The 16,329-nt window shown below is 64.0% G+C and carries 14 protein-coding genes; 7 read left to right on the top strand and 7 right to left on the bottom strand.

Going from position 1 to position 16,329, the window contains the following annotated elements:
- Nucleotides 1-13 precede the first annotated feature (13 nt).
- Together J2S96_RS17885 and J2S96_RS17880 are read right to left on the bottom strand one after the other, a co-directional pair.
- The gene (locus tag J2S96_RS17885) at nucleotides 14-826 is read right to left on the bottom strand and encodes an SDR family NAD(P)-dependent oxidoreductase (protein ID WP_306866454.1); all 813 of its coding nucleotides are present in this window, start codon (nucleotides 824-826) and stop codon (nucleotides 14-16) included.
- The gene (locus tag J2S96_RS17880) at nucleotides 823-1,584 is read right to left on the bottom strand and encodes a hypothetical protein (RefSeq protein WP_306866451.1); all 762 of its coding nucleotides are present in this window, start codon (nucleotides 1,582-1,584) and stop codon (nucleotides 823-825) included. The genes J2S96_RS17885 and J2S96_RS17880 overlap by 4 nt, the downstream gene beginning before the upstream one ends.
- Before the next feature lie 99 nt (nucleotides 1,585-1,683).
- Between J2S96_RS17880 and J2S96_RS17875 the strand changes: the two genes are divergently transcribed.
- Nucleotides 1,684-2,169 (top strand): MarR family winged helix-turn-helix transcriptional regulator, encoded by a 486-nt coding sequence (locus J2S96_RS17875; RefSeq protein WP_306866448.1) that lies wholly within the window; start codon nucleotides 1,684-1,686, stop codon nucleotides 2,167-2,169.
- 141 nt (nucleotides 2,170-2,310) lie between these two features.
- Nucleotides 2,311-2,613, top strand: coding sequence for a DUF4193 domain-containing protein (locus tag J2S96_RS17870; RefSeq protein WP_059389433.1), 303 nt, complete (start codon nucleotides 2,311-2,313; stop codon nucleotides 2,611-2,613).
- A gap of 54 nt (nucleotides 2,614-2,667) precedes the next feature.
- On the opposite strand, the gene J2S96_RS17865 is transcribed toward J2S96_RS17870, so the two are convergent.
- A complete protein-coding gene (locus J2S96_RS17865) occupies nucleotides 2,668-4,170 on the bottom strand; it encodes a CYTH and CHAD domain-containing protein (protein WP_306866444.1) in 1,503 nt (500 codons plus the stop codon).
- A 408-nt stretch (nucleotides 4,171-4,578) separates the two neighbouring features.
- Here J2S96_RS17865 and J2S96_RS17860 point away from each other — a divergent pair, with 408 nt between their 5' ends.
- Nucleotides 4,579-4,878, top strand: coding sequence for a hypothetical protein (locus J2S96_RS17860; protein WP_306866442.1), 300 nt, complete (start codon nucleotides 4,579-4,581; stop codon nucleotides 4,876-4,878).
- A gap of 118 nt (nucleotides 4,879-4,996) precedes the next feature.
- Here J2S96_RS17860 and J2S96_RS17855 read toward each other — a convergent pair whose 3' ends face one another.
- From J2S96_RS17855 to J2S96_RS17845, 3 genes are all read right to left on the bottom strand, one after another.
- Complete coding sequence (locus J2S96_RS17855; protein WP_306866438.1) at nucleotides 4,997-5,338, bottom strand: hypothetical protein; 342 nt, start codon at nucleotides 5,336-5,338, stop codon at nucleotides 4,997-4,999.
- 174 nt (nucleotides 5,339-5,512) lie between these two features.
- Nucleotides 5,513-7,231, bottom strand: a complete 1,719-nt coding sequence (locus J2S96_RS17850) for an alkaline phosphatase family protein (RefSeq protein WP_306866435.1) — start codon at nucleotides 7,229-7,231, stop codon at nucleotides 5,513-5,515.
- A gap of 181 nt (nucleotides 7,232-7,412) precedes the next feature.
- Entirely contained in the window at nucleotides 7,413-9,575 is a 2,163-nt protein-coding gene (locus tag J2S96_RS17845) for a transglycosylase domain-containing protein (RefSeq protein WP_306866433.1), read from the bottom strand.
- Between the two features lie 204 nt (nucleotides 9,576-9,779).
- Between J2S96_RS17845 and J2S96_RS17840 the strand changes: the two genes are divergently transcribed.
- The 4 genes from J2S96_RS17840 (at nucleotide 9,780) to J2S96_RS17825 (ending at nucleotide 13,589) form a co-directional block, all read left to right on the top strand.
- On the top strand, nucleotides 9,780-10,052 hold the full coding sequence (locus J2S96_RS17840) for a hypothetical protein (protein ID WP_306866432.1): 273 nt from the start codon (nucleotides 9,780-9,782) through the stop codon (nucleotides 10,050-10,052).
- 39 nt (nucleotides 10,053-10,091) lie between these two features.
- Complete coding sequence (locus J2S96_RS17835) at nucleotides 10,092-11,024, top strand: threonine/serine dehydratase (RefSeq protein WP_306866431.1); 933 nt, start codon at nucleotides 10,092-10,094, stop codon at nucleotides 11,022-11,024.
- 100 nt (nucleotides 11,025-11,124) lie between these two features.
- Complete coding sequence (locus J2S96_RS17830; protein ID WP_306866429.1) at nucleotides 11,125-11,721, top strand: adenylate kinase; 597 nt, start codon at nucleotides 11,125-11,127, stop codon at nucleotides 11,719-11,721.
- Between the two features lie 41 nt (nucleotides 11,722-11,762).
- Nucleotides 11,763-13,589, top strand: coding sequence for a glycoside hydrolase family 15 protein (locus J2S96_RS17825; protein WP_306866545.1), 1,827 nt, complete (start codon nucleotides 11,763-11,765; stop codon nucleotides 13,587-13,589).
- On the opposite strand, the gene J2S96_RS17820 is transcribed toward J2S96_RS17825, so the two are convergent.
- Nucleotides 13,569-16,178, bottom strand: a complete 2,610-nt coding sequence (locus J2S96_RS17820) for a bifunctional lysylphosphatidylglycerol flippase/synthetase MprF (protein ID WP_306866427.1) — start codon at nucleotides 16,176-16,178, stop codon at nucleotides 13,569-13,571. The two genes, J2S96_RS17825 and J2S96_RS17820, sit on opposite strands and share 21 nt — an antisense overlap.
- Nucleotides 16,179-16,329 lie beyond the last annotated feature (151 nt).

The raw sequence follows: 16,329 nt of genomic DNA, 5'->3' as shown, positions 1-16,329 counted from the left end.
GAATGGGATTCATTCATGGCAGGTTTCCCTTTCTGCTGGTGTTGAACGCGGGCGTTCCCGCCAGCCTGCCGCCGTCGACCGCCAGGACGGTTCCCGTGACAAACGAGGACTGCTCCGAGCAGAGCCACAGGGCGGCAGCGGCGACGTCGGCCGTGGAGCCAATCCGGCCGAGCGGCACGGCCGCTGCGACGCGGTCCTGGGCCGCTTGGCCCGCGCCGGCGAGGCGTTCGGTGAGGATCGGCCCAGGAGCGATCGCGTTGACGCGGATGCCCTGAGCCGCGTAATCGAGCGCGGCCACCCGGGTCAGGCCGCCGACGCCGAACTTGCTCGCAACGTAACCGCTCAAGCCGGCGACGCCTTGTTCGCCGGCGGTGGAGGACATGTTCACGATCGCACCGCCGTTTCCGCTTGCCAGCATGAGCTCGATTTCGTATTTCAGGCAGAGGAACACCCCGCGCAGGTTGACCGAGATTGTGCTGTCGAATTCCGCGCTCGACCAATCGGCCAGGGGCGCCGGGGTCCGGCCGCCTCCTGCCGCATTGTTGACCGCGGCGTCGAGCCGGCCGAAGCGGTCCCGGACCTGGGCCATCAGCGCCTTCACCGATTCCTCGTTGCCCACATCCACGGTCATGGCCACGGCATGTCCGCCGGCCGACGTCACGGCGTCGACGTGCTGGGACAGGCTGGCGCTGTCACGTGAGGCAAAGACAACGTGTGCACCGGCGCCAACCAGTGCAGTTGCGATCTCCGCACCGATACCGCGGCTGGCTCCGGTCACGAGCGCGACCTTGCCGGAAAGCGGCGGGACGTGATCCGCCGTCGTCATCGCACTGTCCGGCCCTGGCCGTGCATCCGGCTTTGGCGCGGCGCGTGCGCCCGCGGGGCCTGGTTCGCCGCCGCCCGGGTGCGCGGCAACACGAAGCCCGCGGCGGCGAGCCACAGGAGGCCGCCGAATCGTCCTATCGGCAGAAGGAACTGAAGAGGCTCGATCGCCATCGACAGGAAGCTCAATTCGGACAGTGCGGCAATCACCAGTCCGGTCCAGGCCAGCCAACGCGGCATGAAGCCCAGGATCAGGGCCGGGACGGCCATGCCCGCCATGAGGAGCCCGATCCCGACGACGAACCCCACCCCGCCGGTGATGAACACGAGGAAAGCGAGTGCGTGGGTGAGCGTTCCATCCGTGGTGATTTCGGGCCGGCTCAACAGCCAGGTCACGGAACCCGACAACATCAGGAAGACGGCTGCGCTGATCCCGCCAAAGAAGCCAATGGCCGGTCCGGGAACGCGCACGCCGAGACGGAGCTGCCGGGCGTAGACGGTGGCCGCGTAGATCCCCAATGGCACGGCGGAGCCGAACTGGAGCATGCCGCCGACCCGCATCGCAGCGACGTTTTGCTGGAAGAATGCGGCCACCTGCCGCGTCGGGGAAAACGGCGAGACGAAGGTCTGGCCGCCTGTCAGGATTGCGGACATGATGAGGCTGGCAAGGAAAATGGCCAAGCTGATGAGGGCAAGAATGCCGGGGTGCGGGCCGCCGGACCGGGTTGGACGATCTTCATCGGGAATCGAACGACTACTCATGGCTGAACCTTTCTAGTAGTGGCTGGACATTCCGTAATTGCATCACTACTGAAATAGTTCACCTCTAGAATTGTTCTGTCAAGCATGTATCCTGAATCCATGGACTCAGCCACACCGGGCCGGCCGAATCGGACCGCTTTTCTCTTGTCGCAGCTAGGCGCCGTAGCGTCGTCGCGCTTCGCCGACCGCACGCGGGAGATCGGCCTCACGCCCAGCGACGCCGGTGTCATCCGCCTGCTCGGACGCGCCCCCGGGTTGAGCCAGCGCTCCCTCGCGGACAGGCTCGGCGCCGTCCCTAGCCGGGTGGTTTCACTCATCGACTCGCTTCAGGAGCGCGGCCTCGTGGACAGGGTGCGCAGCAGTACGGACCGGCGGAACTATGAACTCCGCCTCACGGACGCCGGCAAACGCGTACTGCGGGAACTCCGCGGCATTGCCGAACAGCACGAAGCCGAGCTTCTCGCCCCGCTGACAGACGAACAGATCACGCAACTCGGCGAGTTGCTCGCACAGCTCGCCAGCGTCCACGGGCTGGACGCGGACCTCCATCGCGACGTCGGACGCGACGTCGGACGTCAGGCCTGATCGGGCGCTCGGGCCCGCGCGCCGCCGTCGGGAGCTTCATGACGATGGCGCCACGATTTTGGCCGCTATGTGGGGAATAGCAGCCGCATGGTGTATGTTGCACATTCGCCAGCAAATACACAAGAGAAGAGATAACCCCAGGTGGCAACCGATTACGACGAACTCCGCTCCGACGTCGCGGAATCCCAAAGCACGTCACTTCAGGCACTGCAGTCTGCCAATGCTCCGGACGCGCGCAGCGTTGTGCGGGAGTTGGACGAGGCTGACGCTTTTGAAGGCAACGAGGTACCAGGCGGCGAATTCGTCGCCGAGGAACTGATCATCGCAGTCGTTCCCCAGAAGGAAGACGAGTTCACCTGCTACTCATGTTTCCTCGTCCGTCACCGTTCCCAGATCGCCCGTGAAAAGAACGGCCACGCGTACTGCGTGGAGTGCGAGGGCTGAGTCTCTGAGGGCAAGCCCGGTCCCTCAGAATCCCTTCCCTCGCAGTGGCGTTCCTCACAGGGGATTCAAGCGTTTCTTGGCGATCTTTTCATAGCGGGCCTTCGAGTCAGCTGCTCGCTGCTCTTCTGCAGCGAGCAGGGGGCCATACGGCGAGTTGCCCTCCACTGATCCGTGCGCGTCGTTTGCGAGGCGCAGCAGCACCGAACGGCTTACAACGCTGTCCTGATGCTCTCCTAGGACCTTCTGGACCTTCTGGGCGCGACGGGCCAACTTGGCAGCCGGTTTACCATGGACGTCCTGCAAGGCCTCGGCTGTATGCCGCAGCCGCTTTGCATCCTTGCGGATTTGGTGCAATGCCGTGTCATGCTCTGAGCCCGCCTGCCGGGCCGCTTCCTTCTGGGAACGGCGCACCCGCTTGATCGCTTTCGCGGCGAGCTTGGCCGTGACCGGACGGGCCTTCTTGTCGGCTCTTGGTCTTGTAGGAGGCTCGTCGCGGAACTTCTCAAGGGCGTCCAGGAGCAAGAAATACCGTTTCGTTCCCAAGGAGCGGAGCATCTCGCGGTACCCGGAGTTGAAGGCAGTCTCAAGCTCGTCATGGATCCTGGAGGCGGCAGCGGCGGGGACAGCGCCATCGGGCTGATCATTCAGCAGTTCCCCGATCCGGTCGCGTAGCACCTCTGCATCCCGGGCCTTGCCCAGGACCTTGGTCAGCCATTTCAGTTCGGTCTTGAGGCGGTCACCTGCTTCGGCGTCGAAGAGCCTGCCGTAGGCGGACAAAGCCGAGCGGAGCCTGCGTGTGGCCGAGCGCATGCGGTGAACGGCGTCGTCGACGCCTTGCCGGACGCTGGAGTCCAGTGCGGTGATTTCAGCGAGCTGGGCGGCGATGTAGGCGACCACCGCGTCTCCCGCAGAACCCTTCGGGCGGGCCTTCGGTGGTGCGGGGACGGGCGATGGCCAGGCGGTCCCGAAGGCACGGGCCAGTTTGGAAACATGCCCGGAAGGTGTTGCGCCCGCCCCCGACAGAACACGCTCCGCGCTCTCAAACAATGCTTCATCGCCGTGGACCAGCTCGATTTCCCATTCACGCCATCGCCGCTCCAATTGCATAGGGTGCAACGTCTCGGCCGTCACGTGGTCATCCACGAAGTCGGCCAGGGTGACGTCCTCGCTTCCGTGCAGCCGGTGCAACGTCCGGCGGGTATGGATCCGGGCCACGGGCTTGAGCTCTTCGCCGCGGGTGAACACCAGGAGCCTCTCCGCCAGTTCCTCGGGAACGGTCTCAGGCTGCCCCAGCGGTGCATGGATTTCCATGCGGGAGTCCCGCTCTGCCGGCAGCTTCAGATGCCAGCCTGAATCGGTGCCCCCTGTGCGGCGCCGCAAGGTAATGCGGTGCTTGGCAAGGGTGAGGCCATCCGTGTCGAAGTAGACGGCCTCGAGTTGATGATCGGCAGGGTCAGCGACCTGTTCGACGCCGGTGATGTCCACGAACGCGGGAAGAGGCGTTTCCAAGTCAGCGTCGTACTTGCGTTCTGTCTCCACGGATTCCTGGGTGGACATGTCGTTTCCCGTCCTTTTCGTCGCCGGTCCGCACCTATAGGCATCCTCCCACTAGGCCCCCTGCAGGGAAAGACCGGGCTGGCGGGATTCCGAGGCCGGCCCTCCCCTTCCCTAGACCGGGACTCGGCCCAGGCCCTAAGATCACTCTGACGGCACCAGCCTTGCGCTGAGCGATGTCCGTCGCGGTCTCACCCCCAAGTGTGAGCGCCGGGTCCGTTCTGCGACTCCTGGGTTCCCGAACGGACCCGGTCGACCTCCCTGGGACCGCCGGGGCAGGCCTCCGAACCGTGAGATACCGCCGTGGCCCCGCCGCGTTCGATGCAATTTCCGATAGTTAGCGAGTAGTTACTCGTAGATGGTGACTGCGGCCCTACAACGGAGGATGCTTGAATGTTGGGAGGGAAAATCATGACACGAGACGTGAGTCATTTCGAGCGCCTGTCGGCATGGACTGAAAACGACATGAAACCAGCTGTCGGCAAGCTGTTGCGCGGCGATGGCGTGCCTTCCGACTCGCAGGAAGACAGCCGTCCTTCGCCCTTGGATTTCCAGATTCCTGATGAACTGGACCGTGCCTTGGAGTCAGCTTCACAAACGCTCAGCCTCACGCCGAGCGAGATCTTGCGCGAGGCCTTGGCTGAATGGCTGGGAAGCCACGGGCAGCCAGCCACCGGCCATCATCCGTTTGGGAAGCACAGCGCGCTATAACGTAGGCCGCCCGTTCACGGGCAGGCTGACGCCGGTAAGGCTGACACCCGCGCGGGTGTCAGCCACCCGGGGACTGGGCGCCAATGGCCAGTCCCCGGGGATGGAAGGGAAACTTCCCTTACCCGCCGCAGTACTTGCCGTAATTGGTGCCCGCGTTCTGGTAGTCGTTCTTCATCGCGTTGAGTTTCGCGGTGTCGGGGCTATCCTTCGAGGACTCATCCAGGTAGTCCACAATCGTCTTCAGGGTGGGCTTCAGCTCATCTGAGGACACGGCTTCAATCGGGCGCAGCTGGTTGGCTACCCGGATGGTTCCCGTTTTGTCCGTGCTGTTCGTGGGGTTCGAGATGACGGTCTTGACCCGGCTGCAGGTGTCCGCGGTGCTCAGCTGCTGCGGTGCGGAGCAAGCTGATGCGGAGAGGACGAGCCCGGCCGCGAGCAGGGCTGTGGTGATTTTCTTCATGGTTCCCTCAGTAGTTGCTGACGTTTGATTGTAAGCAGACGTGGCGTGGCGCCCCAATGCCGGTTTGGCCAGCGGAAGGGTCTATTGCGTGCATCCCAAGGTCGGATGATCACAAGGGAGGGGTCCCCCGGCCGTCCGGCCGAGGAACCCCTCCAGTGTTCGAAACGCGTTGGATCAGCGCTGGGGGAGTGCCTTCGTCCCCTCGATCTGCACGGCCTGCAGCTTGTTCGGATCCAGGCCGAGGGTCTTCAGGATGGTAGGCGCAATCTGCGTGGTCTCGACCGTGGTGGTCACGGTCCGTGCGTGTTCGTCGTTGGCACCGGAGATCACGAGCGGCACATCGCGGTCGTCAGCGCTGGCCCCGCCGTGTTCGGCGATCTTGGCCTTGCCGCCGGTGTAAACCACGCCGGTCTGGGCGATGCCCAGGATGTCCGGGTAGCGTGCATCGCTGGTTTGGGTGCCGAAGTACTTTGCGACTTCGCTGCCCGCGTAGACCTTGCTCAACCCCGAGGTTGCTACCGTTTTAGCGGCACCGTTGACGTCGTTACCCGCAGCCGAGTGCGCTGCCAGGTAGTCCTTGGCGAACTGGGCTGCCGCCTGGGAGTGGTCCGAAAGCCAGAGCTGCATGATGTCGTCGTCGGTGGAGAACGCTACGAGGTCCGCGGAGCCCGGGTGGGCCGACTTCCATGCTGCGTTCAGGCCATCGATGATTGCGCCGTCAGGAACCCTGGTCAGCGTCGAAGAGTCCATCGGGGACTGTCCATGCTTGGCGGAAAGGATCACCGTGGTGTCTTTCGCGTGGCCGGAAGCTTCCAGTTCGGACTCGAACTTACCGACGGAAGCGTTGACGAAGTCCAAAGCCTTGCTGAGGAGCGGTCCGGGAACGGTGCCGCCCTGAAGGTAACCGCCGGTGAGGCCGTCCGACGTCGGGAGCTTCTGCGCCGTAGAGACGGACTGGAAGTTCATCCCGAAGATGCCCGGTACCGCGGCTGTCTTGGTGCCGGAGTGGTCCTTGCCGTCGATTTCGTTCAGCACGGCCTGGACCTTGTAACCGTCGTACTGCTGGGTTGCGGCGTTGTCCTGCGTCCAGTCGCCCGTGAAGGGAGCGCCGGCCTTGCTGTTGATTTCCGGCGTGAACAGGTCATCCAGGCCCTTGCCTGACGGGCCGTTCAGGATTTCGTACGCCGGGTGCTTGTCCGACCACGCCGTGGTCAGGCCGGCACTCTTCGCTACTTCGAAGACCGTGTTCACCTTCAAGTACTGGTGCGGGTAGACGGGCTTGCAGCTTGCCGGGTCGACCGGGAGGGCTGCCGGGTCAAGAAGTGAGGCGGGCTGTCCCGTCATGTTCAGGATGCTGCCGGGAAGTCCGGGCAGGCCCTGGCCGGCGTCGAGGGCGTTCTGGTCCTTGTCCGCGGCTTCGGTGAAGGCCACTTCGGCGCCGGGCGCCGCGTTCTTGCAATCTGTGGTGCCTGCTGGCAGGAGTGCCCGGTTGAAGGTGTCGTCATAGTAGACGCCCGTGGTCCCGGGATTGCCGCCGGTCAGCTGGCCCACCATGCCTGGGAAGGAATCGGAAGGCACGGGAGTCTGGGCGTGCGTGTAGCTGGTGCCATGGTTGACCAGCGCCGCCAGTGCCGACGTCGGGTGGTTCTTCACGTACAGATCCAAGTCCTTCTGGTGGAGGCCGTCCACCGAAAGCAGCAGGACATGCTTGGACGTTTCGCCCTGGCCGCCGTGGTCCCGGCCCTCGTTGTTGCCTGATTCCTGCCGGCCCTGGACGTCCTGGTTCCCGCGGGAACCGTCGTCGGCCATCGCCGGCGCTACTGCGGCTCCGGCCATCAGTACGGCTCCCAGGACCGCCGCTGTGGCAAGCCTGCTTTTCTTGGCTGTCTTCATCAAAGTAAGACCCTTCGCTATTGCGTTCTTATCGATCGAGAATGCGTCCCCGGATGATTCTTATTGCCGGGAAGGCCTCCGTCGCGCCGATTGGGTCCCACCGCTAAAACGTTCATGACAGGTTCAATTGCGGGTAGCCGAACTCTTCCGAAACTCACAGGAAATCCGCGTACCCCCGGGGCTACGGCGTCGGGGTCCCAATCATGGACCCGGGCGGGGCCGGAAACGGGGCCGCCGGGTATAGACGGCCAACCTGGGTCATGTAGTTGGCCCATTGCGGTCCCGCAAGCATGTAGCCGTCGATTGCGGGGTAGAACTTGCCGTTGATGGTGACGTTCCGGCCGGCCCGGCTCTGTCCCGCCATGGTGTCGCCGAAGAACGATGCCGTGGCCATCCCCGTGGTGTACCCGACCACCCACGTGGAGCCGTTGCTGTTGTTAGTTCCCGTCTTTGCCGCGGTGGGGAACAAGTCCTGGACTTTCGGTTGAATGTAGACGCCGGAGCCCCGTTTGAGGACGTCCTGGAGAACCGAGTTGACGCCGCGGGCAACGTCGGGCTTGATGGCCGGGTGGCATGAACTGGCTTGGGCAGGCAGCTTCGCCCCGGATGGATCAGTGATGCCAACAATAGCGATCGGCCCGCAGTAGGTGCCGTCGTCGGCGAAGGTGGCAAAGGCATCGGCCAGGACAAGAGGAGCCACCTCGGTGCCGCCGAGGAGATTGCCCAATTGGTGCATGTTCACTGGCGCGTTGTCCACGCCGCTGTGGAGACCTACCGCATCCACCACCTTCTGGATGCCGCAGAAGTCCAGTTGGGCAGCCTCGGCAAAGGTTGCGGTGTTGATGGAGTTGTAGAGCCCGTAGTTGACGGGCATCGGGCGGTAATACCCCTCGTCGTTGTTGCGCAGATCGTCGGCTGCGCCAAGGCCGGCGTTTTTCTGGGCTGTGCTGTAGGCGCCCAGCACCTTCCCGCAGCTGTCCCTCCAGGGGAATCCGAGTGGATATTCCCTCCGCGACGCGTCCACAACAGTGGTTATGGCCTTGCCCTCGTTGAGCCACTCCGTGAAAGTGAACGGCTTCATGGCGGAACCTGGCTGGAACCCTCCGGCTCCGTTCAAGTCGTTGCCATTGGCGTCTTTGGCATCAACGTTGAAGTTGAGTTGGGAATCGAATTTGCCGGGCTCGGCAAGAAACACCGTGTTCTGTGCCATGGCCAGGATTTTGCCCGTGCCCGGCTGCACCGTGACCAAGGAGGCTCCCCATTTGTCCGGGTTCGCGCCTGCCGTGGCATCGACCTGGGCTTGTGCGACTGCCTGGAGGCGGCTGTCCAAGGTGGTGGTGATCGTCAAGCCGCCGCGGTACAGAAGCTGTTCCCGGTCCGAGACGCTGGCACCGTAGGCCGGGTTGTTGAGGATGAGGTGCGAAATGTAGTCGCAGAAGTACACGGCCATGTTTGCGGCAGCGCAGCCTTGCTTCGCTGGTGTGATGGCCAGCTTGAGGGGAGTAGCGACGGCGGCCGCATACGCTGCCTGCTGGATCTTATGCTGGGCCAGCATGTCGGACAGCACCAGGTTGCGGCGTTGGATGGCGTTGTCCGGATGGACGGTGGGGTCGAAGTAGCTAGGACTGTTGACCAGCCCGGCGAGCAGGGCGGCCTGGGGAAGGCTCAGGTCCTTGGCGGAAACGCTGAAGAAGTGCCGTGCCGCGGCTTCGATGCCGTACGCGTCCCGGTTGAAGAAAACGATGTTGAGGTAGCCCTCCAGGATCTGGTCCTTGGTGAATTTCTTCTCGAGTTCGATGGCGAGCTTCATTTCGCGCACCTTGTCACCCAGGTTTTTCTGCCCGCTGAGCACAACTTGTCCCGTCTGGCCTGCCGCCAAGCGGGACTCGTTGAGTACGTTGGTCACGTATTGCTGGGTCAGGGTTGACGCGCCCTCGTTGGAGCCCTTAGTCAGGTTGGATACCAGCGCCCTGAGAATCCCTTGGAGGTCGACGCCGCCGTGTTCGTAGAAGCGGTTGTCCTCGATCGCGACAATGGCGTCCTTGATGTAGGGCGACATCTGGTCCAAGCTGACCCGCACGCGGTTTTCGGCATAAAAGGTGGCGATCGTCTTTCCGTCCGCACTGAGCACTTTCGTGGACTGGGACGGCGCATTGACCACCAGGTCGCCCGGGAGGTTGTTGAAGTACTGGATCGAACCGCTGACGGCCATCCCGGCCGATGCCACACCGGGGACTAGAAGCCCGGCGGCCAATACGCCGCAAAGTGCACTCACCACGAAGAATCCGATGACCCTTCGCAGGAACTTGGCCAAACCAATTTTCCGGTTCTTCTTCGAAGCCATTTTTCCAGCTATCGACCGTGCGTGCTTATAGAGTACGCCGCCATTCCGCTGTCACATAGGCCCCGAAATACGTGGCGACACGCCCCCCGCGGTTATGTTCGTCACTTCGCCCGCGCGCTGACCGTGTCCGGCGTTTTTCCGGATGCATACTGAAGGTATTCGGGCGCGGTGATGGAAGGCAGGTGGCAGCCGGTGGAGACACTAATGGCTGTTGTGAGGAGCGAGTATTTTCCGGCTGGAGCCGTACTCGTGGGCGTGGTTTTGTTCTGGACAATCGGCCTGCTCGGCGGGTTGTCCTGGTTGAGCGGAGCGCAGCAGCCACTGGCCATCCTGACGTGGTTGATCTTCATCTACGGTGTGGTTGTGCTGTCTCCGCTCGCTGGAATCTGGGCCGCAGTGGACCTTGTCCGGCGTTGGTGGCGGAACCGCGAGGCTCGCCGGCAGCAGCTCGGAACGGCCGACGTCGAATCCCGCTGATACCCGGTCTGGGTGGCACCAACGGAACGAGGACTTCCTATGATCACTCGCGTCGACGTCGACGAAGCTGCCGCCCGGATTACGGGGAGGATCCGCCGCACACCCGTCTTCGAGGCGGATGCCGGGACGGTGCCGGGGCAATTGTGGTTCAAGTGCGAGTTCATGCAGCACACTGGGACGTTCAAGGCGAGGGGTGCCTTCAACCGCGTGCTGGCTGCCCGGGAGCGCGGCGAGCTGAAGGACGATGTTGGAATCGTCGTCGCCTCGGGAGGCAACGCGGGGCTGGCGAATGCCTACGCCGCAGCGAAACTGGGCGTGCCCGCAACCGTATTTGTCCCCGAGACCGCACCTGCCGTGAAGGTCAAGAAGCTCAAGGCCAGCGGAGCCAGGGTGGTCCAGCGCGGAACTGAGTACGCCGAAGCGTTCGAGGCCGCCTTGGCCTACGCCGAAGAATCGGGCGCGGTCTACTGCCACGCCTACGACCAAGCCGAGATCGCCGCGGGCGCCGGGACAGTAGGCTCGGAGCTTTTGGAGCAGTTGGGCGAAGTGGACACCGTCTTAGTGGCCGTTGGCGGCGGCGGCCTTATGGCCGGTATCGCGGCCGCCGTCGAAGGTCACGCCCGGGTGGTTGGCGTGGAGCCGGAGAATGCTCCCACGCTCTTTTCGGCCCTCGCTGCAGGGGCACCCGTTGATGTTGCCGTGTCCGGGATCGCCGCGGATTCCCTAGGTGCCCGGCAGATCGGCCGGATCGGTTTCGAGGTGGCCGTCCGCACGGGCGTCCGGACCGTCCTGGTGTCCGACGACGACATCGCCGCGGCGCGCACCTTGCTTTGGGATCAGTACCGGATTGTGGTCGAACATGGCGCGGCCGCCGCTTTCGCGGCCGTCGACTCCGGAGCATATGTTCCGGCAGAGGGGGAACGCGTGGCTGTGATCCTCTGCGGCGCCAACACCGACCCCGCCACGGTCTGAAGCGGGGCGCCGCGGCGGCCCTGCCACGGGCGCCCCGCAGTTGCTAAGCTCGAGCCACAATGCCGGGGCACGCAAAACCGCTTCACGAACGGACAGTGGCATGACGCGATTGATAATCATGGGCCCGCCTGGCTCGGGCAAGGGTACCCAGGCAGAGCACATCGCCGGGCATTTCGGCATTCCTGCCATTTCCACCGGAGACATCTTCCGCGCCCACGTCGGAGGGCGCACGGAACTCGGAGCCGAAGCCAGCAAGTACATGGACAACGGCGAGTTCGTGCCGGATCACGTCACCAATGCCATGATCCGGCAGCGGCTTGGCGACGCCGATGTCCTGGGAGGTTTCCTGCTGGACGGATATCCACGCACGACGGCGCAGATCGAGGCGTTGGATGGCATCCTGGCGGCCAACCGACAGCAACTGGATGCCGTGGTCGAACTAGCTGTCGGCGACGGCGAGCTTCTGGCGCGGATGCTCCGCAGGGCGCAGGAACAGGGCCGAAGCGATGACACAGCGCCGGTGATCCGGCGTCGCCTGGAGCTCTACCGCAGCGAGACCAAGGCCGTGGTTGAGCGATACTCGGAGCGCGGGATCGTACTCGCCGTGGATGGTTCCGGCCAGCGGGAAGAGATCACTGCCAAGGCCATAGCAGCCATTGAATCAGCACTAGGACCAGCACCAGGAAAGGGACTGTGAACGGTCAACCATCTACCGGCCAAAGAATCGAAGACTACGCAATGATCGGGGACCTGCACACCGCGGCCCTGGTCAGCACGGCAGGCTCCATAGACTGGCTGTGCCTCCCACGTTTCGATTCGCCCGCGTGTTTCGCTGCGCTCCTGGATTCCCCCAAGGCCGGGCGATGGCTCTTGGCGCCTGAGGGCGGAGGAACTTGCACGCGCCGCAAGTACCGGGACGGGACCCTCATCCTGGAAACGGACTGGGAAACCAAAGAGGGGCACGTGCGGGTCATCGACTTCATGCCGCCGCGCGATGAAGTCGCGGACATCGTGCGGGTGGTTGAAGGGATCCGCGGGACGGTCAAGATGCGCGGGGAGCTGATCCTGAGGTTCGACTATGGACACGTGGTCCCCTGGGTACGCCGCGACAGGCATGGCCTCCGAGCGGTTGCCGGTCCGGACTCCGTCTACGTCAAGACACCGGCGCCGTTGAAAGGCAAGGACTTCACCACGGTCAGCGAGTTCACGGTGAAAGCCGGTGACCACGTCCCCTTCGTCCTGACCTGGGCGCCCAGCCACGAACGGCGGCCACGCACGGTCGAGGCAGACATCGCCCTCGACGATACGGAAGCTTTCTGGACGGAATGGTCCAAGCGTTCCACCATCCGGGGGCCCTACCGGAAAGCCGTACAGCGTTCTTTGATCACGCTGAAAGCCCTCACCTATGCGCCTACCGGGGGCATCGTTGCGGCCGCCACCACTTCACTTCCGGAACAGATCGGCGGGCCGCGGAACTGGGACTACCGCTATTGCTGGCTGCGTGATGCCACCTTGACCCTTCAAGCCTTCCTCGCTGCGGGCTATACCGAGGAGGCCAGCGCGTGGCGGGCTTGGCTACTCCGCGCAGTGGCTGGCGACCCCGCCGACCTCCAGATCATGTACAGCCTGCACGGACGCAGGCGATTGCCCGAGACGGAACTGACGTGGCTTTCGGGGTACCAGGGCTCGACGCCGGTGCGGACCGGAAATGCCGCAGCGGAGCAGCTTCAGTTGGACGTGTGGGGGGAAGTCCTGGACTGCCTGTCCCTGACCCGCGCATCGTTGATGACCATCGGCGATGAGTCCTGGGACGTCCAGACCGCCCTGATGCGCCACCTTGAAGGCACCTGGGACCAGCCCGACAACGGACTTTGGGAAGTACGCGGCCCGCGGCGCCACTTCGTGCACTCGAAAGTGATGGCCTGGGTCGCGGTTGACCGGATGGTCCGCGGAATCCGTGAATCCGGGATGCCCGGTCCGCTCGATCGCTGGGAGGCTTTGCGGGACACCATCCACGACGAAGTCATGACCCATGGATTCGACGCCGACCGTAACACTTTCGTGCAGTCCTACGGGAGCAAGGAGCTGGACGCGAGCCTGCTCCTGATTCCCAAAGTCGGCTTTCTGCCGCACGACGATCCGCGCGTGATCGGAACCATTGACGCCATCCAGCGCGAGCTGACGGAAGACGGCTTTGTGCTGCGCTACCGTCCGCAAGACAGCGACGACGGACTGCCGGGTGGGGAGGGCGTCTTCCTTGCGTGTTCCTTCTGGATGGTGGACGCACTCCTGGGAGCGGGGCGACGGGCGGAAGCCACAGCCCTCTTCGAGAGGCTTCTGGCCCTGCGCAATGATGTGGGCCTGCTCAGCGAAGAATGGGACGCCCAAGCGGGGCGGCAACTCGGCAACACGCCACAGGCCTTCAGCCATTTCGGTTTGGTGCTCAGTGCTTTGCAACTTCACCACGGCAAAGCGCACCACAGCAATGTCCCGATCGGCGGGGTCCCGGCGTCGGGCTCTCCGTCAGAACCGTCGTCAGCGGCTTCAGGTGCGGCTTTGCCCTGACGTCCCGGAGCGCTTGGGCCAGAGGAAGATCCGGCGTGCCAGGGCCAGCCCCGCCCCGAGGTTCAGCCTTGGCAGGTAGGCCCGTGCCACCGCGGTTCCAACGGCAGGCAGGGAAGCGGCATCGGGGTAAAGCATGTAGAGGGGCTCGTACCGGGGCCGGAATTTCGCTTTGAACGCCAAGAGGGACCTGAACCCGTACACCGGTTCCAAAGTGGCCCCCAACCAGTCGAGCAAGCGGTCGAGGTTGCCGGGAGGCCGGGACCGGGGCTTCGGGCGCTGCGTCTCGGAAGGGTCCTCTTCGACACGTGCCAAGGGTGCTCCGGAAAGGCTCACGAATTCGCACCCTTCGTCCTTGAGGCTGAGGGCCGCGGAAGCAATGAGGAATTCGATGCTGGCACGGAAGCCGCTGCTACGGCGCCGCATGAAATCCAGGGTCCAGCCCACGATGTGCCCGTTACGGTATATGGGCAGCCAAGACGTGACTGCGTGAACTGTGTGGCGCCGGTCGATGGCGAGCAAACAGCGGACCTCCGGGTCGTCGAGCTCGTCAAGGCTGCCCAAGGTAAAGCCCATTTCGGGCATGTTCCTATCTGCCACCCACTCTTCGGAGATTTCCTCGATCTGGACCTGGACAGAGAAGGGAGCCGAGGCGTAACGCGTCCATTCGTAGCGGATGCCTGCCTTTGCGGCGTTATTCAACGCAGTACGGATGTCCTGGAACTTTTTTCCCTTGAAGGAGACCGAATGCAGGGGCAGCACCGTCTCCTGGGCCACCTGTGCCGAACTCCATCCGGAGGAATCCGCATGGTCGCGCAATTCCTGGGGTACGGAGTAGAAGCACGGAGTCCAGCCGTTGCCCCTGCAATAGTCGGCAAATTCCGTGAAGACGGCGTTCACCTCGGACCTGGGTCCCACCGGGCCGCCGAGCGTGAGGGCAACCCCCGCGCTGACCCGGTACGCGACAAAGGACTGCCCGGAAGGCGAGAACCAGTACATGTTTCCCGGCCATGTGGTCATCCAGGACAGCGAGCTTCCTCCCCACGTCTTGATGACTCTCCGGGCACGCTCGGTGCTGGCGTCGTGCCGGGCGGGGGACTGGTGGAGGAAAGTCCTGAAGATCAGGACACCGGCGACCGCCCAAAAAACGACCCCGACGCCTTCGTACACGAGGACAGCTGCTGTGCCCATGGGGAAGATGGCTGGGGGCACATCCAGGACGTAACCCAACGGCAGGAAGCGATCAGGGACGTCCGCCAGCAGATCCGGCAGCCCTGGAACAGGGGAGAACTCCCGGGCGAGGAAGAGCCCGGCGAGGACATAGATGACACTCAGGACAGCAGCCATCGAAAGTACCCTGACGGCGAGGCGCCTGTAGGTCCCTTTCGGGGCCCGGACATGAAACAGCCGCCGGGTTGCGAGCAGAATGATCGTCAGGGCAACGGGCAGAAGGAGAGGCAGCGCCAAGGTGAACGGCTGCGAGGAAGCCGATCCTTCGATTGCGACAATCCCCTCGCTGGCACCGGTGTCCGGAGCAGTCGGCTGCAAGACTCCGGCGAGGGCAATTCCGGCCAGGACGGAAAGGCCTACCTGGATCACCAGGGTCCCCATCCAGGCAAAGTGCCGACCGCGGCGGAGCCCCTCCGCAAGCAACAGGAGGAGGAAGGACGGAAGTATGGCCATGAAGAGGCCGCCGGCACCGGCGCGCAACTGCAGCTGTGCGACGGCACAATCCTTCGCTTGCGCCGGATCCGAGCAGAGGCTCTGGAGGGTTTGGGGATCGACCGGCTGGATGTTCGTAAACAGGAATCGCAGGATGGACAGCGGTCCCACCGCATGCGGGATAAGGCCGGCAACTACAGGTCCGATTGCCGATACGGCAATGAGCAGCGAAAGCAGCACCCGGCCTTCGTGCCGGGAACTGACCGGGCGGGCAAACCGTGGCCGTCGCCCCATCAGGAACGGCCCGAGAGCTGTTCCCGCGCCTGCGGCGCCGAGCCTGACCAGATCCGCAAACCCCCCGCTGTACAAGGCCAAGAGGAATAATAAGGCGAAAACAACCAGCCGGATCCGGCGCCTCCAGAGGGTTGCCATCGACGCCGTGCCGGCCATGGCGGTACCGATGATAAAGGCACTCGGACCCATGAAGAGGTGGCCGCCTATCTCTTCAGTCCAGCTTCCGAGCAAGCCGCTGGCCAAGGCAAGGAATCCAAGGGCGATGCCGACGCCGAGGACCTGGCTGGAGACCGCAGCGATAGCGTACGCCCGCCGTCCCATCCGCCGTTCCAAGGGAACGCCAAGCAGCAGCACCAACGCCGAATCCAGCACATATCCCGTCAGGTCCCTGGCCCACGCGACGGACGCCACAGCGGCCCACCAATGATCAGGCACGGAGTGGGGCGTCAAGGCGACGTTAAGCCGCCATTGCGCATCCGGGCCGGTGGCGAGACTTGAAGTCAGGGCTCCCAATCCCCAGAAAACGATGACAAAACCCAAAGTGAGCTGCGCCGAGCGCAGTCTTCCCATCCACGATCGCCGCAGGTGGACGTCGGGGACAGGATCGGTTCCCGGCTCGGGCGCCGGTGCGTGCACGGGGTTCCTATCTGTGCGTCGGAAGGATGGGGTGCGAAATGAAATTCTTCCACACCGTCCGTCCGTCGAGGACAATTCCCACGTCGCCGTGACCTCCGCCGTTCCGATCCAATAGACTCCCACCTAGGCGGTCGGCTCGTTGTTTTACCGG

Source organism: Arthrobacter bambusae (assembly GCF_030812595.1).
GTDB lineage: Bacteria > Actinomycetota > Actinomycetes > Actinomycetales > Micrococcaceae > Arthrobacter > Arthrobacter bambusae_B.
The sequence above is the reverse complement of the archived record's forward strand: the minus strand, read 5'-3'. Positions and strand labels throughout refer to the sequence as shown.